This is a genomic window from Streptomyces lasalocidi (assembly GCF_005280215.1).
GTDB classification, from domain to species: domain Bacteria; phylum Actinomycetota; class Actinomycetes; order Streptomycetales; family Streptomycetaceae; genus Streptomyces; species Streptomyces longwoodensis.
Genome location: NZ_SZNQ01000001.1, coordinates 4,358,185 through 4,379,353 on the forward strand (window position 1 = coordinate 4,358,185; position 21,169 = coordinate 4,379,353).

Annotated in this window: 16 protein-coding genes and 3 rRNA genes; 14 read left to right on the forward strand and 5 right to left on the reverse strand. The window is 68.8% G+C overall.

Annotation, left to right across the window (positions count from 1 at the left end; all coding sequences use genetic code 11):
- Positions 1-123: 123 nt before the first annotated feature.
- On the forward strand, positions 124-936 hold the full coding sequence (proC, locus tag E4U91_RS19635; RefSeq protein ID WP_137308069.1) for a pyrroline-5-carboxylate reductase: 813 nt from the start codon (positions 124-126) through the stop codon (positions 934-936).
- A gap of 31 nt (positions 937-967) precedes the next feature.
- Here proC and E4U91_RS19640 read toward each other — a convergent pair whose 3' ends face one another.
- On the reverse strand, positions 968-1,552 hold the full coding sequence (locus E4U91_RS19640; protein WP_137308070.1) for a cysteine hydrolase family protein: 585 nt from the start codon (positions 1,550-1,552) through the stop codon (positions 968-970).
- A 73-nt stretch (positions 1,553-1,625) separates the two neighbouring features.
- On the opposite strand from E4U91_RS19640, the gene E4U91_RS19645 reads away from it, so the two are divergent.
- Positions 1,626-2,657, forward strand: a complete 1,032-nt coding sequence (locus E4U91_RS19645; protein ID WP_137308071.1) for a GlxA family transcriptional regulator — start codon at positions 1,626-1,628, stop codon at positions 2,655-2,657.
- Here E4U91_RS19645 and trpS read toward each other — a convergent pair.
- Positions 2,609-3,622 (reverse strand): tryptophan--tRNA ligase, encoded by a 1,014-nt coding sequence (trpS, locus tag E4U91_RS19650; protein WP_137308072.1) that lies wholly within the window; start codon positions 3,620-3,622, stop codon positions 2,609-2,611. The genes E4U91_RS19645 and trpS overlap by 49 nt on opposite strands.
- Before the next feature lie 782 nt (positions 3,623-4,404).
- On the opposite strand from trpS, the gene E4U91_RS19660 reads away from it, so the two are divergent.
- The 12 genes from E4U91_RS19660 to E4U91_RS19715 all read left to right on the forward strand — a co-directional run bounded on the left by E4U91_RS19660 (position 4,405) and on the right by E4U91_RS19715 (position 17,398).
- A 16S ribosomal RNA gene (locus tag E4U91_RS19660) occupies positions 4,405-5,930 on the forward strand.
- A gap of 296 nt (positions 5,931-6,226) precedes the next feature.
- Positions 6,227-9,348 (forward strand): 23S ribosomal RNA (locus E4U91_RS19665).
- A gap of 93 nt (positions 9,349-9,441) precedes the next feature.
- Positions 9,442-9,558 (forward strand): 5S ribosomal RNA (gene rrf / locus E4U91_RS19670).
- The 16S, 23S and 5S rRNA genes sit together here, the layout of an rRNA operon.
- A gap of 64 nt (positions 9,559-9,622) precedes the next feature.
- Entirely contained in the window at positions 9,623-10,267 is a 645-nt protein-coding gene (locus E4U91_RS19675) for an HAD family hydrolase (RefSeq protein WP_137308073.1), read from the forward strand.
- Positions 10,268-10,336: 69 nt separating this feature from the next.
- Positions 10,337-11,071 carry a VC0807 family protein gene (locus E4U91_RS19680; RefSeq protein ID WP_241678635.1) on the forward strand — a complete coding sequence of 245 codons (735 nt, stop codon included), beginning with the start codon at positions 10,337-10,339 and terminating at the stop codon, positions 11,069-11,071.
- A gap of 66 nt (positions 11,072-11,137) precedes the next feature.
- A complete protein-coding gene (locus E4U91_RS19685) occupies positions 11,138-12,361 on the forward strand; it encodes an MFS transporter (protein WP_137308074.1) in 1,224 nt (407 codons plus the stop codon).
- Positions 12,312-13,487, forward strand: a complete 1,176-nt coding sequence (locus tag E4U91_RS19690) for an acetoin utilization protein AcuC (protein WP_137308075.1) — start codon at positions 12,312-12,314, stop codon at positions 13,485-13,487. Before E4U91_RS19685 ends, E4U91_RS19690 begins: the two co-directional genes overlap by 50 nt.
- 100 nt (positions 13,488-13,587) lie before the next feature.
- A complete protein-coding gene (locus E4U91_RS19695) occupies positions 13,588-14,403 on the forward strand; it encodes a phosphatase (RefSeq protein WP_137308076.1) in 816 nt (271 codons plus the stop codon).
- Positions 14,404-14,532: 129 nt separating this feature from the next.
- Positions 14,533-14,745 carry a helix-turn-helix domain-containing protein gene (locus tag E4U91_RS19700; protein ID WP_158101684.1) on the forward strand — a complete coding sequence of 71 codons (213 nt, stop codon included), beginning with the start codon at positions 14,533-14,535 and terminating at the stop codon, positions 14,743-14,745.
- A gap of 134 nt (positions 14,746-14,879) precedes the next feature.
- The gene (locus E4U91_RS19705; RefSeq protein WP_003948845.1) at positions 14,880-14,978 is read left to right on the forward strand and encodes a 30S ribosomal protein bS22; all 99 of its coding nucleotides are present in this window, start codon (positions 14,880-14,882) and stop codon (positions 14,976-14,978) included.
- 216 nt (positions 14,979-15,194) lie between these two features.
- Positions 15,195-16,286 carry an NAD-dependent epimerase/dehydratase family protein gene (locus E4U91_RS19710; RefSeq protein ID WP_137308077.1) on the forward strand — a complete coding sequence of 364 codons (1,092 nt, stop codon included), beginning with the start codon at positions 15,195-15,197 and terminating at the stop codon, positions 16,284-16,286.
- Between the two features lie 14 nt (positions 16,287-16,300).
- Positions 16,301-17,398: a lysophospholipid acyltransferase family protein gene (locus tag E4U91_RS19715; protein WP_137308078.1), complete on the forward strand. Its 1,098-nt coding sequence runs from the start codon at positions 16,301-16,303 to the stop codon at positions 17,396-17,398.
- 88 nt (positions 17,399-17,486) lie between these two features.
- Here E4U91_RS19715 and E4U91_RS19720 read toward each other — a convergent pair whose 3' ends face one another.
- The 3 genes from E4U91_RS19720 to E4U91_RS19730 all read right to left on the reverse strand — a co-directional run bounded on the left by E4U91_RS19720 (position 17,487) and on the right by E4U91_RS19730 (position 21,151).
- Entirely contained in the window at positions 17,487-18,725 is a 1,239-nt protein-coding gene (locus E4U91_RS19720; protein ID WP_137308079.1) for a DUF5667 domain-containing protein, read from the reverse strand.
- Positions 18,726-18,995: 270 nt separating this feature from the next.
- On the reverse strand, positions 18,996-19,829 hold the full coding sequence (locus tag E4U91_RS19725) for an ECF subfamily RNA polymerase sigma factor, BldN family (protein ID WP_137308080.1): 834 nt from the start codon (positions 19,827-19,829) through the stop codon (positions 18,996-18,998).
- Positions 19,830-20,236: 407 nt separating this feature from the next.
- Positions 20,237-21,151 carry an HAD family hydrolase gene (locus tag E4U91_RS19730; protein WP_137308081.1) on the reverse strand — a complete coding sequence of 305 codons (915 nt, stop codon included), beginning with the start codon at positions 21,149-21,151 and terminating at the stop codon, positions 20,237-20,239.
- Positions 21,152-21,169 lie beyond the last annotated feature (18 nt).

The following is a 21,169-nucleotide window of genomic DNA, read 5'->3' on the forward strand; positions in this document are numbered from 1 at the left end:
GCCCCTTCCGCCCCACCCCTCCGCACCCCCCCCACGTCCCACCTCCCGGACACCACCCCCCGCCGCCCGCCCCGAATGGGAGGATGCCCCCAGGACGACGCACCCACGGAGGGCACCGCAGCCATGACCCAGACCGTCGCAGTCCTCGGCACCGGCAAGATCGGCGAAGCCCTGCTCAGCGGCATGATCCGCGGCGGCTGGACCCCGGCCGACCTCCTGGTCACCGCCCGCCGCCCCGAGCGCGCCGAGGAACTCCGCAGCCGCTACGGCGTCACCCCGGTCACCAACGCCGAAGCCGCCAAGGGTGCCGACACCCTCATCCTCACCGTCAAGCCGCAGGACATGGGCAGCCTCCTCGACGAACTCGCGCCGCACGTCCCCGCCGACCGCCTGGTCATCAGCGGTGCCGCCGGCATCACCACGGCGTTCATCGAGGAGCGCCTCACCGAGGGCACCCCGGTGGTCCGCGTCATGACGAACACCCCCGCCCTCGTCGACGAGGCGATGTCCGTCATCTCCGCCGGCACCCACGCCACCGCCGACCACCTCACCCACGCCGAGGAGATCTTCGGCGCCGTCGGCAAGACCCTGCGCGTCCCGGAGAACCAGCAGGACGCCTGCACGGCCCTGTCCGGCTCGGGACCGGCGTACTTCTTCTACCTCGTCGAGGCCATGACCGACGCCGGCATCCTGCTCGGCCTGCCCCGCGACAAGGCCCACGACCTGATCGTCCAGTCCGCGATCGGCGCCGCGACCATGCTCCGCGACAGCGGCGAACACCCGGTCAAGCTCCGCGAGAACGTCACCTCCCCCGCGGGCACGACCATCAACGCCATCCGCGAGCTGGAGAACCACGGCGTACGGGCCGCCCTCATCGCCGCCCTGGAAGCCGCCCGCGACCGCAGCCGCGAGCTGGCCTCCGGCACCAAGGACTGACGGCCGACCCAGCAGAAGGGAAAGGGGCGGGTCACTTCGCCGCGGTCACGACGTCCTGCGTCGTCACCACGCGCGCGAAGCCGCCCCCGTGCAGCGACACCGCGGTGGCCTGCGCCAGCTCCTCCGCCGTACGCCGCCAGCCGAACGGCCCCACCAGGTCGAACGTGTGCGTCGCGTCCAGCGCCACCACCACGTCGTAGCCCAGGTTCCCGCCCATCCGCGCGGTCGTCTCCACACACATGTTCGTCTGGATGCCGGCCAGCACGAGCTGCCCGATCCCGGCCGCCGTCAGCCACGCCCCCAGGTCGGGCGTCCCGTAGAACGCCGAGTTCACGGACTTCGTCACCAGCAGCTCACCGCCGGTGCCCTTCCCGCGCCGCGCCTCCACGTACTCCTTGAAGCCGTTCCCGGCCCGCCCCACGCGCAACGGCGAGTCGGGCTGCACCGAGTCGTGCCGTACGAACACCACCGGCCGCCCCGTCGCCTGCCACACGTCGATGAGGGCGGCGACGTTCTCGTCGGCCCCCGGATTGTTCCGCGGCCCCCAGAAACCGGCCTCCTCGAAGCCCTTCTGCACGTCCACGACCACCAGCGCTGCGTTCTCCGCTATCTCCATGCGTCGAGCATCCCGCCGCCGGCCCCCGGGTCCCAGATCCGGAAAAGTCATCGATCGATGGTTTACTGCCACCATGGCCGACCCGCAGCGCGCCCAGCCCGACCACCTGAAGCCCCGCGGCGCAGCCCCCTACCGCGTCGCCCTCGTCGCCTTCCCCGGCATCCGCGCCTTCGACGTCTCCGTCATCACCGAGGTCTGGGGCACCGACCGCACCGACCGCGGCGCCCCCGCCTTCGACCTGCGCCGCGTCGCCGCCGACCCCGCGACCCCCGTCCCGCTGCGCGGCGGCCTCACCCTCCACGCCGACCGCGCCCTGAGCTGGCTGCGGCGCGCCGACCTCATCGTGGTCCCGGGCCTCGACGACCACCTCACCCCCGCCCCGGCCCCGGTCCTGGACGCCCTGCGCCGCGCCCACGCCCACGGCACCCCCCTCGCCGCCCTGTGCGGCGGCGCCTTCACCCTCGCCCAGGCCGGCCTCCTCGACGGCCGCCGCGCCATCACCCACTGGAACCTCATCGACCTCCTGCGCACCCACCACCCGCGCGTGGACGTCGTCCCGGACGCCCTCTTCCTCGAGGACGACAACATCTGGACCGCCGCGGGCACCGCGGCCGGCATCGACCTCTGCCTCCACCTGGTCCGCCGCTCCCACGGCGCCGAGGCCGCCGCCACCATCGCCCGCTCCATGGTCACGGCCCCCTTCCGCACCGGCGGCCAGGCCCAGTTCATCGAACACCCCACCCCACCCGCCGACCGCGACGCCGACACCCTCGCCGCCGTCCGCGAACACGCCCTGCGCCACCTGCACGAACCGCTCACCGTCGCCGGCCTCGCCGCCCGCGCCGGCATGGCACCGCGCACCTTCGCCCGCCACTTCACCGCGGCCACCGGTACGACCCCGCTGCGCTGGCTCCTCGACCAGCGCCTCGCCGCCGCCCAGAAACTCCTCGAACGCACCGACCTCCCCATGCCCGAGGTCGCCCGCCGGGCCGGCTTCGGCAGCGAGGTCACGATGCGCCAGCACTTCGCATCGCGCCTCGCCACCAGCCCCCGCGCCTACCGGGCCGCGTTCGGCACCGGCGGCAACAACCCGATCGCCCGGTAGGCCGCGTCCACCGTCGGCCGCGCCATCGCCCGCGCCTTCTCCGCACCCGCCCGCAGCACGCCCTCCACGAACCCGGGATCGGCGCACAGCTCCTGGTGCCGCGCCCGCACCGGCCGCAACACCTCCACCACGGCCTCGGCGGTGTCCTTCTTCAGCTGCCCGTACGACCCGTACGCCCCGGCCAGCGCACCCGGCTCACCCCCGGTGCAGGCGGCCAGCACCTCCAGCAGGTTCGCGACCCCGGGCCGCCCCTCCCGGTCGTACACGACGTCCCGCCCGCTGTCCGTCACCGCCCGCACGACCTTCTTCCGCACGACCTCCGGCTCGTCGAGCAGGTACACGATCCCCGGCCCCGAGTCGTCGCTCTTGCCCATCTTCGACGTCGGGTCCTGCAGGTTCATCACCCGCGCCGCCACCTTCGGCACCGTCGCCCGCGGCACCACGAACGTCCCGCCGTACCGCTGGTTGAACCGCAGCGCCAGGTCCCGGGTCAGCTCCACGTGCTGCGCCTGGTCGTCCCCGACCGGCACCTCGTCCGTCCCGTACGCCAGGATGTCCGCCGCCATCAGCACCGGGTACGTCAGCAGCGACAGCCGCACGCTGCCCCCGCGCTCCCGCTCCCGCGCGGCCTTCTCCCGGTACTGGATCATCCGCCGCATCTCCCCGTCGGTCGCCACGCACTCCAGCACGTACGACAGCCGCGCGTGCTCGTCGACGTGGCTCTGCACGAAGAGGGTGCACAGCTCGGGATCCAGCCCGGCCGCCAGCAGCAGCGTGGCCGCCTGCCGACTGAGCCGGCGCACCCGCGCCGGGTCGTGGTCGACGGTGAGCGCGTGCAGATCGACCACGCAGAACAGTGCGTCGGACCGGTGCTGGTCCACCGCGGCCCATTGCCGCATGGCGCCCAGGTAGTTCCCCAGCGTCAGGTGCCCGGTCGGCTTGATCCCACTGAAGACCCGCGTCATCTCGTCTCTTCTCCCTCTCGGATCGGAGCCGCCGTCCCGGCGGCCGACCCCCGGAGCCCGAAGCCCTTGGCGGGAGAAACGCGAACGGCCGCCGAAGCGGCGGCCGTTGGTGTGCGTACGTCAGCACGGCCGCCGTCAGGCGGCCCACCAGAGCTGTCGGTACGTACGCGTCGTCATGGCGTCCACGGTACGCCTCGGACGGGCTCCGAGCAGGCAAGTTGACACACCCCGACCTGGTCCGTACTGTTCTCCGGGTTGTCCGACGTGAGCGCCGACTCCGGTCGGTCCCCGGACAGCCATTCCGCAGGTACTCACCAAGAAGCGATGATTCGTCGTCGTGGACTTGGCACGCTCATGCGTGCGTATTCGCGAAATGAGGACTCCGCGTTCGAAAGGGCGCAGGCCCCCGATTAGCTCGGGAGCCGGGAATCCGCTAAAGTCTCACTCGTCGGAACGGCCCAACAGCCGGGAAGACAACCCCCTCTGACTGGGAATCAGACGCCGAAAGGATCTGATAGAGTCGGAAACGCAAGACCGAAGGGAAGCGCCCGGAGGAAAGCCGCGAGAGAGTCTCTCGGGTGAGTACAAAGGAAGCGACCGTTCCTTGAGAACTCAACAGCGTGCCAAAAATCAACGCCAGATATGTTGATACCCCGTCTCCGGTCATCACGACCGGGACGAGGTTCCTTTGAAGAAGACACAGCGAGGACGCTGTGAACCGTCGGGCCTATTCCGCTCGACGGTTCCGCTCTCGTGGTGTTCATCCCGATTACGGGAAAACATTCACGGAGAGTTTGATCCTGGCTCAGGACGAACGCTGGCGGCGTGCTTAACACATGCAAGTCGAACGATGAACCACTTCGGTGGGGATTAGTGGCGAACGGGTGAGTAACACGTGGGCAATCTGCCCTTCACTCTGGGACAAGCCCTGGAAACGGGGTCTAATACCGGATATCACTCTTGCAGGCATCTGTGAGGGTCGAAAGCTCCGGCGGTGAAGGATGAGCCCGCGGCCTATCAGCTTGTTGGTGAGGTAACGGCTCACCAAGGCGACGACGGGTAGCCGGCCTGAGAGGGCGACCGGCCACACTGGGACTGAGACACGGCCCAGACTCCTACGGGAGGCAGCAGTGGGGAATATTGCACAATGGGCGAAAGCCTGATGCAGCGACGCCGCGTGAGGGATGACGGCCTTCGGGTTGTAAACCTCTTTCAGCAGGGAAGAAGCGAAAGTGACGGTACCTGCAGAAGAAGCGCCGGCTAACTACGTGCCAGCAGCCGCGGTAATACGTAGGGCGCAAGCGTTGTCCGGAATTATTGGGCGTAAAGAGCTCGTAGGCGGCTTGTCACGTCGGGTGTGAAAGCCCGGGGCTTAACCCCGGGTCTGCATTCGATACGGGCTAGCTAGAGTGTGGTAGGGGAGATCGGAATTCCTGGTGTAGCGGTGAAATGCGCAGATATCAGGAGGAACACCGGTGGCGAAGGCGGATCTCTGGGCCATTACTGACGCTGAGGAGCGAAAGCGTGGGGAGCGAACAGGATTAGATACCCTGGTAGTCCACGCCGTAAACGGTGGGAACTAGGTGTTGGCGACATTCCACGTCGTCGGTGCCGCAGCTAACGCATTAAGTTCCCCGCCTGGGGAGTACGGCCGCAAGGCTAAAACTCAAAGGAATTGACGGGGGCCCGCACAAGCAGCGGAGCATGTGGCTTAATTCGACGCAACGCGAAGAACCTTACCAAGGCTTGACATACACCGGAAACGTCTGGAGACAGGCGCCCCCTTGTGGTCGGTGTACAGGTGGTGCATGGCTGTCGTCAGCTCGTGTCGTGAGATGTTGGGTTAAGTCCCGCAACGAGCGCAACCCTTGTCCTGTGTTGCCAGCATGCCCTTCGGGGTGATGGGGACTCACAGGAGACCGCCGGGGTCAACTCGGAGGAAGGTGGGGACGACGTCAAGTCATCATGCCCCTTATGTCTTGGGCTGCACACGTGCTACAATGGCCGGTACAATGAGCTGCGATACCGTGAGGTGGAGCGAATCTCAAAAAGCCGGTCTCAGTTCGGATTGGGGTCTGCAACTCGACCCCATGAAGTCGGAGTTGCTAGTAATCGCAGATCAGCATTGCTGCGGTGAATACGTTCCCGGGCCTTGTACACACCGCCCGTCACGTCACGAAAGTTGGTAACACCCGAAGCCGGTGGCCCAACCCCTTGTGGGAGGGAGCCGTCGAAGGTGGGACTAGCGATTGGGACGAAGTCGTAACAAGGTAGCCGTACCGGAAGGTGCGGCTGGATCACCTCCTTTCTAAGGAGCACTTCTAGGCCGCTTCGCGGTCCAGAGGCCAGTACATCGGCGAATGTCCGGTGCTGGTTGCTCATGGGTGGAACGTTGATTATTCGGCACGGTCTGGAAGTCTCCTGTTAGTACTGCTTCGGCGTGGAACGCAGGGAGGACGGACGGATCGGGTCGGGCACGCTGTTGGGTGTCTGAGGGAATGAACTTCCTCAGTCGCCGGCCCCAGTGCACTCGAACCGTAAGGGTTCGGGGTGATGGGTGGCTGGTCGTTGTTTGAGAACTGCACAGTGGACGCGAGCATCTGTGGCCAAGTTTTTAAGGGCGCACGGTGGATGCCTTGGCACCAGGAACCGATGAAGGACGTGGGAGGCCGCGATAGTCCCCGGGGAGCCGTCAACCAGGCTTTGATCCGGGGGTTTCCGAATGGGGAAACCCGGCAGTCGTCATGGGCTGTCACCCACTGCTGAACACATAGGCAGTGTGGAGGGAACGAGGGGAAGTGAAACATCTCAGTACCCTCAGGAAGAGAAAACAACCGTGATTCCGGGAGTAGTGGCGAGCGAAACTGGATGAGGCCAAACCGTATGCGTGTGAGACCCGGCAGGGGTTGCGCATACGGGGTTGTGGGATCTCTCTTTCACAGTCTGCCGGCTGTGAGGCGAGTCAGAAACCGTTGATGTAGACGAAGGACATGCGAAAGGTCCGGCGTAGAGGGTAAGACCCCCGTAGTCGAAACGTCAGCGGCTCGTTTGAGAGACACCCAAGTAGCACGGGGCCCGAGAAATCCCGTGTGAATCTGGCGGGACCACCCGCTAAGCCTAAATATTCCCTGGTGACCGATAGCGGATAGTACCGTGAGGGAATGGTGAAAAGTACCCCGGGAGGGGAGTGAAATAGTACCTGAAACCGTGTGCCTACAAGCCGTGGGAGCGTCGGAACGAGGCTTGCCTTGTTCTCGTGACTGCGTGCCTTTTGAAGAATGAGCCTGCGAGTTTGCGGTGTGTTGCGAGGTTAACCCGGGTGGGGTAGCCGTAGCGAAAGCGAGTCCGAACAGGGCGTTTCAGTAGCACGCTCAAGACCCGAAGCGGAGTGATCTAGCCATGGGCAGGTTGAAGCGGAGGTAAGACTTCGTGGAGGACCGAACCCACCAGGGTTGAAAACCTGGGGGATGACCTGTGGTTAGGGGTGAAAGGCCAATCAAACTCCGTGATAGCTGGTTCTCCCCGAAATGCATTTAGGTGCAGCGTCGTGTGTTTCTTGCCGGAGGTAGAGCACTGGATAGGCGATGGGCCCTACCGGGTTACTGACCTTAGCCAAACTCCGAATGCCGGTAAGTGAGAGCGCGGCAGTGAGACTGTGGGGGATAAGCTCCATGGTCGAGAGGGAAACAGCCCAGAGCATCGACTAAGGCCCCTAAGCGTACGCTAAGTGGGAAAGGATGTGGAGTCGCAGAGACAACCAGGAGGTTGGCTTAGAAGCAGCCACCCTTGAAAGAGTGCGTAATAGCTCACTGGTCTAGTGATTCCGCGCCGACAATGTAGCGGGGCTCAAGCGTACCGCCGAAGTCGTGTCATTGCAGCATATACGGCCAACGCCGGCTGTGATGGGTAGGGGAGCGTCGTCTGCCGGGTGAAGCGGCACTGGAAGGTAGTCGTGGACGGTTGACGAGTGAGAATGCAGGCATGAGTAGCGATACACACGTGAGAAACGTGTGCGCCGATTGACTAAGGGTTCCTGGGTCAAGCTGATCTGCCCAGGGTAAGTCGGGACCTAAGGCGAGGCCGACAGGCGTAGTCGATGGATAACCGGTTGATATTCCGGTACCCGCTGTGAAGCGTCAAACATCGAATCCAGTGATGCTAAGGCCGTGAAGCCGCCCTGATCTCTTCGGAGTTGAGGGGAGTGGTGGAGCCGCTGACCCGATCTGGTAGTAGGTGAGTGATGGGGTGACGCAGGAAGGTAGTCCAGCCCGGGCGGTGGTTGTCCCGGGGTAAGGGTGTAGGCCGTGATCCAGGCAAATCCGGATCACACAAGGCTGAGACCTGATGCCGAGCCGATTGTGGTGAAGTGGATGATCCTATGCTGTCGAGAAAAGCCTCTAGCGAGTTTCATGGCGGCCCGTACCCTAAACCGACTCAGGTGGTCAGGTAGAGAATACCGAGGCGTTCGGGTGAACTATGGTTAAGGAACTCGGCAAAATGCCCCCGTAACTTCGGGAGAAGGGGGGCCACATCCGGTGATGAGTTTTGCACTCTGAGCTGGGGGTGGCCGCAGAGACCTGCGAGAAGCGACTGTTTACTAAAAACACAGGTCCGTGCGAAGCCGTAAGGCGATGTATACGGACTGACGCCTGCCCGGTGCTGGAACGTTAAGGGGACCGGTTAGCTCCATTTCGGTGGGGCGAAGCTGAGAACTTAAGCGCCAGTAAACGGCGGTGGTAACTATAACCATCCTAAGGTAGCGAAATTCCTTGTCGGGTAAGTTCCGACCTGCACGAATGGCGTAACGACTTCTCGACTGTCTCAACCATAGGCCCGGTGAAATTGCACTACGAGTAAAGATGCTCGTTTCGCGCAGCAGGACGGAAAGACCCCGGGACCTTTACTACAGTTTGATATTGGTGTTCGGTTCGGCTTGTGTAGGATAGCTGGGAGACTTTGAAGCGGCCACGCCAGTGGTTGTGGAGTCGTCGTTGAAATACCAGTCTGGTCGTGCTGGATGTCTAACCTGGGTCCGTGATCCGGATCAGGGACAGTGTCTGATGGGTAGTTTAACTGGGGCGGTTGCCTCCTAAAGGGTAACGGAGGCGCCCAAAGGTTCCCTCAGCCTGGTTGGCAATCAGGTGTTGAGTGTAAGTGCACAAGGGAGCTTGACTGTGAGACCGACGGGTCGAGCAGGGACGAAAGTCGGGACTAGTGATCCGGCGGTGGCTTGTGGAAGCGCCGTCGCTCAACGGATAAAAGGTACCCCGGGGATAACAGGCTGATCTTCCCCAAGAGTCCATATCGACGGGATGGTTTGGCACCTCGATGTCGGCTCGTCGCATCCTGGGGCTGGAGTCGGTCCCAAGGGTTGGGCTGTTCGCCCATTAAAGCGGTACGCGAGCTGGGTTTAGAACGTCGTGAGACAGTTCGGTCCCTATCCGCTGTGCGCGTAGGAGTCTTGAGAAGGGCTGTCCCTAGTACGAGAGGACCGGGACGGACGAACCTCTGGTGTGCCAGTTGTCCTGCCAAGGGCATGGCTGGTTGGCTACGTTCGGGAGGGATAACCGCTGAAAGCATCTAAGCGGGAAGCCTGCTTCGAGATGAGGACTCCCACCCACTTGATGGGGTAAGGCTCCCAGTAGACGACTGGGTTGATAGGCCGGATCTGGAAGCACGGTAACGTGTGGAGGTGACCGGTACTAATAGGCCGAGGGCTTGTCCTCAGTTGCTCGCGTCCACTGTGTTGGTTCTGAAACCACGAACAGCCCCATGCCCGTAAGGGTGTGGTGCGGCATTGTTCGACAGTTTCATAGTGTTTCGGTGGTCATAGCGTAGGGGAAACGCCCGGTTACATTTCGAACCCGGAAGCTAAGCCTTACAGCGCCGATGGTACTGCAGGGGGGACCCTGTGGGAGAGTAGGACACCGCCGAACAATTCTTACAAGGAAAGCCCCGTGCCATTCGGCACGGGGCTTTTCTGCGTTTAGGCTCACTGTCATGCGCTATGACCTCGTCATCTTCGACAACGACGGTGTGCTCGTCGACAGTGAGCCCCTGTCGAACCGGCACCTCGCCGCGTACCTCACCGAGCTCGGGCACCCGACGACGTACGAGGACTCGATACGCGACTACATGGGGTCCGCGATGCACCGCATCCACGACCTGGTGCTGGAGCGGACCGGGCAGCGGCTGCCGGCGGACTTCGACGACGTCTTCCACGCCCGGGTGTTCGCCGCCTTCGAGCGGGAGTTGAAGCCCGTGGCGGGGGTCACCGAGGTGCTGGAGCGGCTGCGGGCCGAGGGGGTGCCGTACTGCGTGGCCTCGTCCGGGAGCCATGAGCGGATCCGGGTGGGGCACCGGGTGACGGGGCTGGACCGGTGGTTCGACGAGGGGCGGATCTTCAGCTCGCAGGACGTCGGGCGGGGCAAGCCGGCGCCCGATCTCTTCCTCCACGCGGCCCGGGAGATGGGCGTCGCACCGGAGCGGTGCATCGTCGTCGAGGACTCCCCGCTGGGTGTGCAGGCGGCGGTCGCGGCCGGGATGGACGTGGTCGGGTTCACCGCTATGACGCCCGCCGAGAAGCTCGCCGGGGCCGGCAAAGTCTTCGCGCACATGGGGGAGTTGGCCGACCTGCTCGTCTGACATCTGTCATGCGGAGGTCGGGACGATCGTTCCTACCGGGCGGCCCCCCTCGGCGGCGAAGCTGAGGGCATGACGACGAAGACGCACGCGAAGCGCCCGGCCCTGGCTCCCCTGATCGTGGATGTCGCGGTGCCCGTCGGCGGCTACTACCTGCTCAAGGACGGGTTCGGGACGAGCACGTTCGCCGCGCTGGCGGGCAGCAGCGTGGTGCCGGCGCTGCGGACCGCGTGGGGCGTGGTCCGCGAGCGCGCGGTCAACGGGCTCGCAGCGCTGATCCTCTCGGTCAACGTCGTCGGGCTGCTGCTGGGCCTGGTGTCCGGGGACCCGCGGCTCATGCTCGCCAAGGAGAGCGCGGTGGGCAGTGTCGTCGGGCTCGGGGTGCTGGTGTCCGTGGCGCTCGGCAAGCCCCTGATGACCGCCGCCATGAAGCCGTGGCTCGTCAAGGGGCGGGCGGAGCGGGAAGCGGTCTGGGAGCGGCTGTGCACCGGGTCCGCTGACTTCCGGCGGGCCGAGCGGGTGTTCTCGGGGGTGTGGGGCGGCTTCCTGCTCGCGGAGTGCGTCGTGCGGGTCGTCGGTGTGTACACCCTGCCCGTGGACACCATGGTGTGGCTCGGGTCCGTGATCGTGGTGGTCACCCTGGGGTCGGCGTTCCTGGTGAGCGGTGCGCTGGCCGCCGGGCCGATGGCGCGGATGCTGCTGGCCGAGGTCGAGGCCGACCGGGAGGCCGACGCCACCACCGGCGCGGGGACCGGGGCCGTGTCCGCCCGGACCGCGGACGTGCCCGAGGTCGCCCTCGCCCGGTAAAGCTGAGGAGAATTCATCTTTGGCCGGATCTACCCAGCAGTAGCCCGGGGCCCTACGCTCGCCGCCATGACTGATGTGCTGCGGCGCGGCAGGGCCTCGCTGGCGTTCGGCTTCCTCGCGCAGGGCGTCGCCTTCGCCCTGCTCGTGACCCGCATCCCGGCCGTCCAGGACCGCTACGGGGTGTCCGACGCGCTGCTGCCCGTCTTCCTGGCCGCCGTGCCCGTGCTGGCCGGCATCGGGAGCGTGACGACCGAGCAGCTGGTGAAGCGGGTCCGGCCCAGCGTGGTGCTGCGCTGGTCCCAGCCGGTGGTGCTGCTGGCGCTGCTCGGGGTCGGGGCGGGGGAGCGGATGGTCGAACTGGCCGTCTCGCTCGCGGTGTTCGGGCTGGCGGTCGGTGCACTGGACGCGTCCATGAACATGCTCGGGGTGAGCCTGCAGCGGTCGTACGGGCGCAGCATCATGCTGAGTTTCCACGCGGCGTACAGCCTGGGCGGCATCGTCGGGGCGTCGCTCGCGTGGGTGGGGGCGCACTGGCACCTGGCGCTGTGGGTGTCGTACCTGCCGGTGGCGGCGGTGCTGTTGCCGGCGGTGCTGGTGGGGAGCCGGTGGTACGTCGACGCGGGCCCGGCGGAGCCCGGTGTGCAGGGCTCCGGCGGTGGCGGGGAGGGCGGGGCGCTCGTCTTCAAGCTGCTGCTGCCGCTGTGCCTGGTGATGTCGTTCGCGTACATCGGCGACTCGACCGTGTCCAACTGGAGTGCCAAGTACCTCCAGGACGTGCTGGGGAGTTCCGAGCAGCTGGCGACGGTGCCGTACAACGTGTACATGGTGACCACGCTGCTGGGGCGGGCCATCGGGGACTTCGGGGTGCGACGGTTGGGGGCCGTGGCGGTGGTGCGGGGCGGGGCCGTGGTGGCCGCGGCGGGGTTCGCCGTGGTGGCCGTGGCGCCGGGGCCGTGGGTGGGGATGCTCGGGTTCACGCTGCTGGGGCTGGGGTTGTGCGTGCTGGTGCCGCAGACGTTCGCGGCGGCCGGGCGGCTGTTCCCGGGGGCCTCGGACGCGGCGATCGCCCGGCTGAACATCTTCAACTACGTCGGGTTCCTGGTGGGCTCGCCGTTGGTGGGGGCGCTCGGCGACGCCTGGAGCTACCGCGGGGCGATGCTCGTCCCGATGGTGCTCGTGTCGCTGACGTTGGTGTACGCCCGGTCGTTCGCGCGTCAACCGGACCGATACGGTGGCGGGCATGAGCGGCCGCGCACAGCTGATGTGGGACGAGGCAGTAACGGGCTATGACTTCGGGCCCGAGCATCCGATGGATCCGGTCCGGCTGGAGCTGACCCGGAAGCTGGTGGACGCCCTCGGGCTGGACCGGGAGGTGGGCGTCGTCGCGGCCAAGCCGGCCGGGGAGTCGACGCTGCGCCTGGTGCACCGCGAGGACTACATCGACGCCGTGAAGGCGGCGTCCGCCGACCCCCGTTCGGCCGACGAGGCGTACGGGCTCGGCACCCTGGACGACCCCGCGTTCGCGGGCATGCACGAGGTCAGCGCGCTGATCGCGGGGCAGTCGGTGGGCGCGGCGGAGGCCGTGTGGCGGGGTGAGGCGCTGCACGCGGTGAACTTCGCGGGCGGGCTGCACCACGCCATGCCCGGTGCCGCGTCCGGGTTCTGCGTCTACAACGACGCGGCGCTCGCGATCGCGCGGCTGCTGGAGCTGGGTGCCCAGCGGGTCGCGTACGTGGACGTCGACGTGCACCACGGGGACGGTGTGCAGGCGGCGTTCTGGGACGACCCCCGGGTGCTGACGATCTCGCTGCACGAGCATCCGCGGACGCTGTTCCCGCAGACCGGCTGGCCGGAGGAGACCGGGGCGGCCGGTGCGGCGGAGGGCTCCGCGGTGAACGTGGCGCTGCCCGCGGGGACCGGGGACGCCGGGTGGCTGCGGGCGTTCCACGCGGTGGTGCCCGAGCTGCTCGCGGAGTTCCGGCCGGACGTGCTGGTGACCCAGCACGGCGCGGACACCCACTTCGAGGACCCGCTGGCGCACCTGGCGGTGTCGCTGGACGCGCAGCGGGCCGTGCAGGTGGCGTGCCACGAGCTGGCGCACGCGCACGCGGCCGGCAGGTGGGTGGCGCTGGGCGGTGGTGGATACGCCGTGGTGGAGGTGGTGCCGCGGTCGTGGGCGCACCTGGTGGGGATCGCGGCGGGCCGGGAGGTGGCGCCGGAGACGGTGATCCCGGAGAGCTGGCGGCAGGCCGTGTACGCGCGGACCCGGCAGCTGGGGCCGATGCGGATGACGGACGGGCGGTGGCCGGTGCAGTGGTCCCCGTGGGAGGCGGGCTACGACCCGGCGGACCGGCTGGACCAGGCGGTGCTGGCGACGCGGCGGTCGGTGTTCCCGCTGCGGGGGCTGCTGGCGTAGGACCCGGGGGTCCGGTCCCCGGCCGGGTGCCGTTAGGCCGACCGTGCGCAGTTCCCCCGATCCGCTGGTCCGCCCCCGGGCGCTGCGCCAGGATCGTCGGGTGGTGAGCGCGGGGGCCCTGCGGGGGCATCTGGTGGGCTCCCGGCTGGCGGGGGTGGTGGGCACCTCCCGGGAGGCGGGGCTGCGCAGCTACCGGGCGTTCGCGGCCCGGGACCCGCGGGTGCTGCTCGGGATCGATCCCGGAAGCGGGTGGGGCTTCGGGGACGTGCTGGCGGTGATGGCCGAGCGGGTGGGCGTGCCGCCCGACCCCCGGTGCGTGACCGGACCGGACGTGATCGACCCGGCGCTGACCCTGGCCGGCCTGGACGCGTTCGCCGGGCGGCTCGCGGAGGTGGTGCGGCGCCGGGGAGCGGTGCTGATCGGCACCGGGCACCCGCACCGGCTGCTCGGTTTCTACGTCCGTCTCGCGGACGCCTTGTCGGCGGGGGGATGTACTGTCCTCACCCCGGCGCAGGGTCGCTGTGTCGACATAACGACCCGGTTCGGTCTACGCACGTACAACCTCGCGTACGTACGGGGCGTCGGGTTCGTGCGGGAGGGCGGGGGCCTTCGCGCCGGGAGCACGACCGGCGCGCACTGCCACTCGCCGCTGCCGGTCCGGGTGGCCCTGGATGCCGCCGCCGAGGCCGGCGGACCGCTGCCACAGCTGGTGATCGGGGACCACGGATGGGTCTGCGGGGCAGGTCAGCTGGGGTTCGAGGCGGTCGGCCTGGCCGACACGGACGACCCGGCGCCCTTCGTGGGGCAGGCGCAGGGCGTGGTGTCCGCCGTCGTCCCGGTCGACGACGGCGTCCGGGGCGGCCACTACCTGCCGCTGGCCCGCTACGTACTCAATCGAGCGTGTCTGTCACAGTAGGCCGCCGATGGGTGCACCTCTTCCCCACTCGCATCACCCGCCCCTAGTCTGGGGAGTGAGCACGCAACGACGAAGAGTCACCGGAAGGGGAAGCCGGTGGCCGTCGAGTGCGGAAGGTTCAGGTGTGTCATGGCAGCAGCCGGCGAGAGGCCTCTGAGCGAGGTCCAGTTCCTTACCGTGGCGGAAGTCGCCTCGGTGATGCGAGTGTCCAAGATGACCGTGTACCGCCTGGTGCACAGTGGTCATCTGCCCGCGATCCGGGTGGGGCGGTCCTTCCGCGTCCCCGAGAACGCGGTTCACGAGTACCTCCGCGACAGCTACGTGGGGGTGGAAACCGCCTAGTGGAAACCGGCCGACAGCGGCCCCCGACGCTCGATTAACGGCCTCGGCACTCGGGCGGGTAGGCTAGCCCCTCGTAGGTCGTGTGGGCCCATGGCGCCCAAACACCGAGTGATGAGAAGTGAGCGAGGGTAGTCGTGGGCTCTGTTATCAAGAAGCGGCGCAAGCGGATGGCCAAGAAGAAGCACCGCAAGCTGCTCAAGCGCACGCGCGTCCAGCGTCGTAACAAGAAGTAAGTTCGCGCGACGCGAGCCGCGAAAGCGTGTTGTGGCCCCCCACCGGGATTTCGGTGGGGGGCCACGCGTCTTTCCGGGGCGGTTTCGGTCATCGGGCATCGCGTGGTCGTCACAGGGCGACATCGAACCGATAAGTTGACGCAGAGGGGAAACCCGCCGGACGGAGGGTCCTGTCGCAGGTCGGTCCTGAAGGTCCTGGAAGGAAGGCGCTGCACCGTGGGCAAGGTCGTGCTCGTGACCGGGGTGGCCCGTCAGCTGGGCGGCCGGTTCGTCCGGCGGATCCAGCGTGACCCGGAGGTCGACCGGGTCGTCGCCGTGGACGCGGTGCGGCCCGAGCACCACCTGGGCGGCGCCGAGTTCATCCAGGCCGACATCCGGCAGCCCACCATCGCGCGGGTGCTCGCCGAGACCGGCGCCGACACCGTCGTCCACCTGGACGTCACGGCGACCGCGTTGGGCAGCGGCAGCCGGGCCACGGTGAAGGAGACCAACGTCATCGGCACCATGCAGCTGCTCGGTGCCTGCCAGAAGTCCCCCAAGGTGCAGCGGCTGGTGGTGAAGTCCAGCACCAACGTGTACGGGTCGGCGCCCCGGGACCCGGCCGTGTTCACCGAGTCGACCCCGGCCAAGTCGCTGCCGAGCGGCGGTTTCGCCAAGGACACCTGCGAGGTCGAGGGCTATGTGCGCGGGTTCGCCCGGCGCCGGCCCGACGTCGCCGTGAGCGTGCTGCGGTTCGCCAACATCCTCGGTCCCACCGCCGAGACGCCGCTCGCCGCGTACTTCTCGCTGCCGGTGCTGCCGACGGTGTTCGGCTACGACCCGCGGCTGCAGTTCGTGCACGAGGACGACGTGATCGACGTGCTGCGGATCGCCTCGCGCGAGCCGCGCCGGGGCACCCTCAACAGCGGGACGTTCAACATCGCCGGGGACGGGGTGCTGCTGCTGTCCCAGTGCTCCCGGCGGCTCGGGCGGCCCACCGTGCCGCTGCTGCTGCCGGCCGTCACGTGGGCCGGCTCGCTGGTGCGTACGCTGGGGATGACGGACTTCTCCCCCGAGCAGATCCGCCTGCTCACGCACGGCCGGGTCGTGGCGACGGACCAGATGCGCGAGACCCTGGGCTTCGTCCCCAAGTACACGACGGCGGAGACCTTCGCGGACTTCGCCCGCAGCCGGGGGCCGGGGCTGCTGCCCCCGCAGGCCGTGGCCGGGGCCGTCGACCGGGTCGCCGCCCTGGCCGTGCCGGGCGGCGGCGGCCCCGAAGGGTCTGCCGCACCGACGTCCCACTCCCCGACGCAGAGCGCCAACTGAGGAGCGCAGCAACGATGGCGGACGCCAAGGTCATTCCGTTCGACGACGACCGGTCCCGCGGGAGCGCCGCGCAGCGGCCGCCGCGGCGCCGTGGCACGGGGAGCCGGCGCACCGGTGGCGAGCAGCCGGTGCCGGTGCGCGAGCTCCACGGCGCGGGCGAGGCCCGGGACGACGGCGGGACACGGGACGCCGGTGACCTCCAGGCCCTGCCCGGCGGGGCCGCCGCACCGGACGACGTCCCCGCGCCGGACGAGGCGCAGCGGGCGGACGCCGGCGGGCTGGAGCGGCGCATCGCGGGCGGACTCGCGTTCCTGCGCCGCCGTCTCACCGGGGACTACGAGGTCGACGACTTCGGCTACGACGAGGAGCTGACCGACCAGGTCCTGATGTCGCTGCTGCGACCGGTGTACGAGAAGTACTTCCGGGTCGAGGTGAAGGGCGTCGAGAACATCCCGGCCGACGGTGGTGCGCTGATCGTCGCCAACCACTCCGGGACGCTGCCGCTGGACGGCCTGATGATGCAGGTCGCCGTGCACGACCACCACCCGGCGGGCCGGCACCTGCGGCTGCTCGCCGCCGACCTGGTGTTCGTGCTGCCGGTCGTCAACGAGCTCGCCCGCAAGCTCGGGCACACCCTGGCCTGCGCCGAGGACGCCGAACGGCTGCTGGAGCAGGGCGAGCTGGTGGGGGTCATGCCGGAGGGCTTCAAGGGCATCGGCAAGCCGTTCAGCGAGCGCTACAAGCTCCAGCGGTTCGGCCGGGGCGGCTTCGTCTCCACGGCACTGCGGCACGGCGCGCCGATCATTCCCTGCTCGATCGTCGGGGCGGAGGAGATCTACCCGATGCTCGGCAACGCCAAGACGCTGGCCCGGGTGCTGGGCTTCCCGTACTTCCCGCTGACGCCGACGTTCCCGTGGCTCGGTCCGCTGGGCGCGGTTCCGCTGCCCACCAAGTGGACGATCCAGTTCGGCGAGCCGATCCCGACGGACGGCTACCCGCCGGAGGCCGCCGAGGACCCGATGCTGATGTTCAACCTGACCGACCAGGTGCGCGAGCAGATCCAGCACACCCTGTACAAGCTGCTGGTGCAGCGGCGGTCGGTGTTCTTCTAGCCCCGGCGGCCTGCCGGGCCGGTGGGTACGCCGACGGGGGCGCCCTCCTCCGGGAAGGGCGCCCCCGTCTGTGGCGCGCGGACCGCCGCTAGTCGGCGTCCTCGCCGTCGATGCCCAGTCCGGGCAGCAGGCCCGGGAGCAGCGGCGGGATCGTCACGTCCGGCTGGGTGCTCGGCAGGACGGGCGGCGAGGTGGTGCCGGCGCTGTCCTTCGGCGGGTCCAGCAGGCCGCCGGTGTTGCCGCCGAGCAGGCCGTCGTCCGACGCGCTGGAGCTCGCGGAGCGGCTGGGGCTGCCGCTGCCGTCGCCGGTGTGACCGCCGGCCGCCGGGCCGCTGCCGGTGCTCGGCGAGGTGGAGCGGTCGCTGCTGGAGGCGCCGGCCGACGCGGAGCCCGTGCCCGGGCCGGTCCCCGTGCCGCCGCCCCGGGCCGGGGGCTGCGGGAGCAGGGACTGCAGCGGCGCGACTTCCTGGTCTATGGCGTCGAGCACCGACGACACCTGCTCACTGACGTCCCCGAGCTGCACCGGCAGCCGGTCGCGCAGCTTGCTCCACGCCTCGCGGTGGGACTGCGAGAACGACGACAGGGCCTGGATGGGGACCAGGGACCGGGGGTCGCGCTCGTAGGCCTCGTGCAGCAGGCGGTGGCCCTCGGAGGCGTCGTGCTGCATGCCGAACAGGGTGCGGCGGATCTCGCTCACGGAGTCGTGGTCGAGGTCGCCGCCGCGGCCGCGCTCCAGGAGCCGGCGCGCCTCGTTCAGCCGGGTGGACGCCAGGTCGAGGTACGCCTGGCCGCGCTCGCTGTCGCCCTCGGCGAGGTAGTTGAGCTTGAAGTCCTCGATGCCGCGCTTGAGGCCGTAGAGCGAGTCACCGGGGAGGGCGTCGGAGCTGGCGGCGGCCACCCCGCCGAACGCGCCCGCGGCGACACCCACGCTGAGGCCGCCCGCGGTGAGGCTCTTGGCGAGCCGGCTGCGGGGGCGGAACCTGCCCAGCGGGGTCGCCCGGTGTGCGCCCCGCCGGGCGGAGCGCTGCTCGGGCACCGAAGGGTCCGTGGCCTCGCCCCCGAACCTGCCTTCCTGGAGCATGGCCTCCATGGCGGCGACCAGCTGGGCCCGCTGCACGACCTTGACCTCGGGGTCGAGCTCGGGTCTGGGCAGCTCGGCGAGGCTCGTGGCGAGGGCCAGCATCCGGCCCTGCCCGGTCTCGTCCGCAGCGGCCGGTGCCGGTGCAGGTCCTTCGGACTGCTCGGCCGCCGGGCCCTGTTCGGACTGCTCCTGAAGGGCTTGGGCGAAGGCGTTCGCCCGCCGGTGCGCCGATACGTTCGCGATCACTGGCGGCACCTCCTCTCGTCATGACGGTCGACTCCCCTGGGGTTCTCGGGGTTGCACGTCTTCGACCGGTTCCCCCCGATCGGGTGATCGAGGACGGCCGGGACGTGACCACAGGGGGCCTGTATCCCGCACAACGACTGGCGCGGCACTTGGGTTACGGACGGCGGATGATCGGATCGGGAAGTCAACGGACTGTCACTGACCGTGAGTTGGGGATCGCGGAACGTGGGGGTGGGGCCGGGTGGGGCCGGCTCGGCGGGTACGGGACGCTCAGCGGGCGTCGTCCGGGAGGAGGCGGGCCAGCGTGCGCACGGCCCGGTACTGGAGGGTCTTGATGGCCCCCTCGTTCTTGCCCATGACGCGCGCGGTCTCGGCGACCGAGAGGCCCTGGAGGAAACGCAGCGTCACGCACTCCTGCTGCTGGGGGTTGAGCCGGCGCACGGCGTCGAGGAGGGCGGCGTTGGACAGGGACTCCAGGACGGAGTCCTCCGGGGAGCGCTCGACCTCGTTGGCGTCGAGCATCTCGCCGGTGGTGACCTCCAGCCGGAAGCGGCTCGACTTGAAGTGGTCGGCGACGAGGTTGCGGGCGATGGTGACGAGCCAGGCACCGAAGTCGCGGCCCTGCCAGGTGAAGGTGCCGATGCGGCGCAGCGCGCGCAGGAACGTCTCACTGGTGAGGTCCTCGGCCGTGGCCCGGCCCCCGACGCGGTAGTAGATGTAGCGGTAGACGGTGTCGCTGTACTGGTCGTAGAGGCGGCCGAAGGCGTCGGCCTCGCCGGCCTGGGCGCGCTCCACGAGGTCCATCATCCGGGCGCTGTCGCTGTCGGCGGCGGGCCGCCGGGCGGTGGTCGCCGCCGCGCGTCCGCGTCTGACGGCCGCGCGCCCTTCGCCCGCCCGCCGTCCCTCGACGACGGCGCTGCGCCCCGGCACCTGCTCGAGGCCGTCGGCCAGTGCGTAGGCCGGGCCGGCCGGTGCGGCGGCCGTGGCGAGGGCGGGGACGGCGTACGCGGTGGGGACGAGGCCGCGCAGCGTCTCTTTGACCGTTGCGACTGTTGCGCGCAGCGTAGCCAGGCCCGAGGCGTCAACCCCGACATGTGGGTACACAAGACTCCCAGAGGCAGAGCTTCCATCACGTGCAGTGCGGGACCGTTCACCCGTCGTAGCGACGGAGGGGTACCGGATTGCGTCTGAGGAGAATAACGCTTCGTGCAGGGCCTGCTACACCGAGTTGCTCAAATCATCGATTGCGTCGCTTCCGTATCCGTTTGACGCTCGGTCCAGTGCCTGGGTGTGACCGAATACTGATCGGATCGGTTCGTATCGGAGGGTGATACGGGACATGTTGTGGCTGTCCGCCGACAAGAGGACTGGAAGCGGCTCCGGCGGGGTACGACCGTGGGATTGGTCGCTTCGTCCGGGGGTGTCGCCGAAGGCGACGCAAGTGATCGAATCGAGCGGCGCACGTGATCGGCCCGATCGGCCGGCGGACGCCGCGACGGTCCGGCGCGTGACTACCGGCGGCGCCGGTGCAGCGCGATGGCCGCCGCCGTGCCGCCCGCCACCGCGCCCACGCCCGCCGCGGCCGGGATGCCCACCTTCGCCGCCTTGCGGCCGGTGCGGTAGTCGCGCAGGCGCCACTCCAGCTCGCGCGCGTGCTTGCGCAGCTTGCTGTCCGGGTTGATGGCGTAGGGGTGGCCCACCAGGGACAGCATCGGGATGTCGTTGTGGCTGTCGCTGTAGGCGGCGCAGCGGGACAGGTCCAGGCCCTCCGCCGCGGCCAGCGCGCGCACCGCCTCCGCCTTGGCCGGGCCGTGCAGCGGCTCGCCGACCAGCCGGCCCGTGTAGACCCCGTCGACCGACTCGGCCACCGTGCCCAGCGCGCCGGTCAGCCCCAGGCGCCGGGCGATGACCTGGGCGATCTCCACCGGGGCCGCGGTGACCAGCCACACCTTCTGGCCCGCGTCCAGGTGTGCCTGGGCCAGCGCCCGGGTGCCCGGCCAGATGCGCTCGGCCATGTACTCGTCGTAGATCTCCTCGCCGATCGACTGCAGCTCGGAGACGCGGTGGCCCTTGACGATGGACAGCGCCGAGTCGCGGGCCTCCTGCATGTGCTCGGGGTCCTCGATGCCGGCCAGCCGGAACCACGCCTGCTGCCAGGCGAAGCGGACCAGGTCGCGCGTCTCGAAGAACTTCCGCTTGTACAGGCCCCGGCCGAAGTGGAAGAGGGCGGCGCCCTGCATCACGGTGTTGTCCAGGTCGAAGAAGGCGGCGGCCCGGTCGTCCCCCAGGACCGGGAACACCGGTTCGCCGGCCGGCTGGGTCTCCTGCGTGGACTTGCGGGCGGCCTCCGCCGAGGCCTCGCCGGCCAGCACGCTCCGCGCCGTGGCGGAGCGCCTGCGGGGGGTGAGCCATCCGAGAGCGGCCATGGCGTGAGCATAGCCATT

What these genes read in the sequence shown, in the direction of transcription:
- E4U91_RS19715 (WP_137308078.1), top strand. Translation starts at nt 16,301, where the DNA reads ATGGCGGACGCCAAGGTCATTCCGTTCGACGACGACCGGTCCCGCGGG.
- proC (WP_137308069.1), top strand. Translation starts at nt 124, where the DNA reads ATGACCCAGACCGTCGCAGTCCTCGGCACCGGCAAGATCGGCGAAGCC.
- E4U91_RS19730 (WP_137308081.1), bottom strand. Translation starts at nt 21,151, where the DNA reads ATGGCCGCTCTCGGATGGCTCACCCCCCGCAGGCGCTCCGCCACGGCG.
- E4U91_RS19680 (WP_241678635.1), top strand. Translation starts at nt 10,337, where the DNA reads ATGACGACGAAGACGCACGCGAAGCGCCCGGCCCTGGCTCCCCTGATC.
- trpS (WP_137308072.1), bottom strand. Translation starts at nt 3,622, where the DNA reads ATGACGCGGGTCTTCAGTGGGATCAAGCCGACCGGGCACCTGACGCTG.
- E4U91_RS19675 (WP_137308073.1), top strand. Translation starts at nt 9,623, where the DNA reads ATGCGCTATGACCTCGTCATCTTCGACAACGACGGTGTGCTCGTCGAC.
- E4U91_RS19645 (WP_137308071.1), top strand. Translation starts at nt 1,626, where the DNA reads ATGGCCGACCCGCAGCGCGCCCAGCCCGACCACCTGAAGCCCCGCGGC.
- E4U91_RS19700 (WP_158101684.1), top strand. Translation starts at nt 14,533, where the DNA reads ATGGCAGCAGCCGGCGAGAGGCCTCTGAGCGAGGTCCAGTTCCTTACC.
- E4U91_RS19640 (WP_137308070.1), bottom strand. Translation starts at nt 1,552, where the DNA reads ATGGAGATAGCGGAGAACGCAGCGCTGGTGGTCGTGGACGTGCAGAAG.
- E4U91_RS19685 (WP_137308074.1), top strand. Translation starts at nt 11,138, where the DNA reads ATGACTGATGTGCTGCGGCGCGGCAGGGCCTCGCTGGCGTTCGGCTTC.
- E4U91_RS19690 (WP_137308075.1), top strand. Translation starts at nt 12,312, where the DNA reads ATGAGCGGCCGCGCACAGCTGATGTGGGACGAGGCAGTAACGGGCTAT.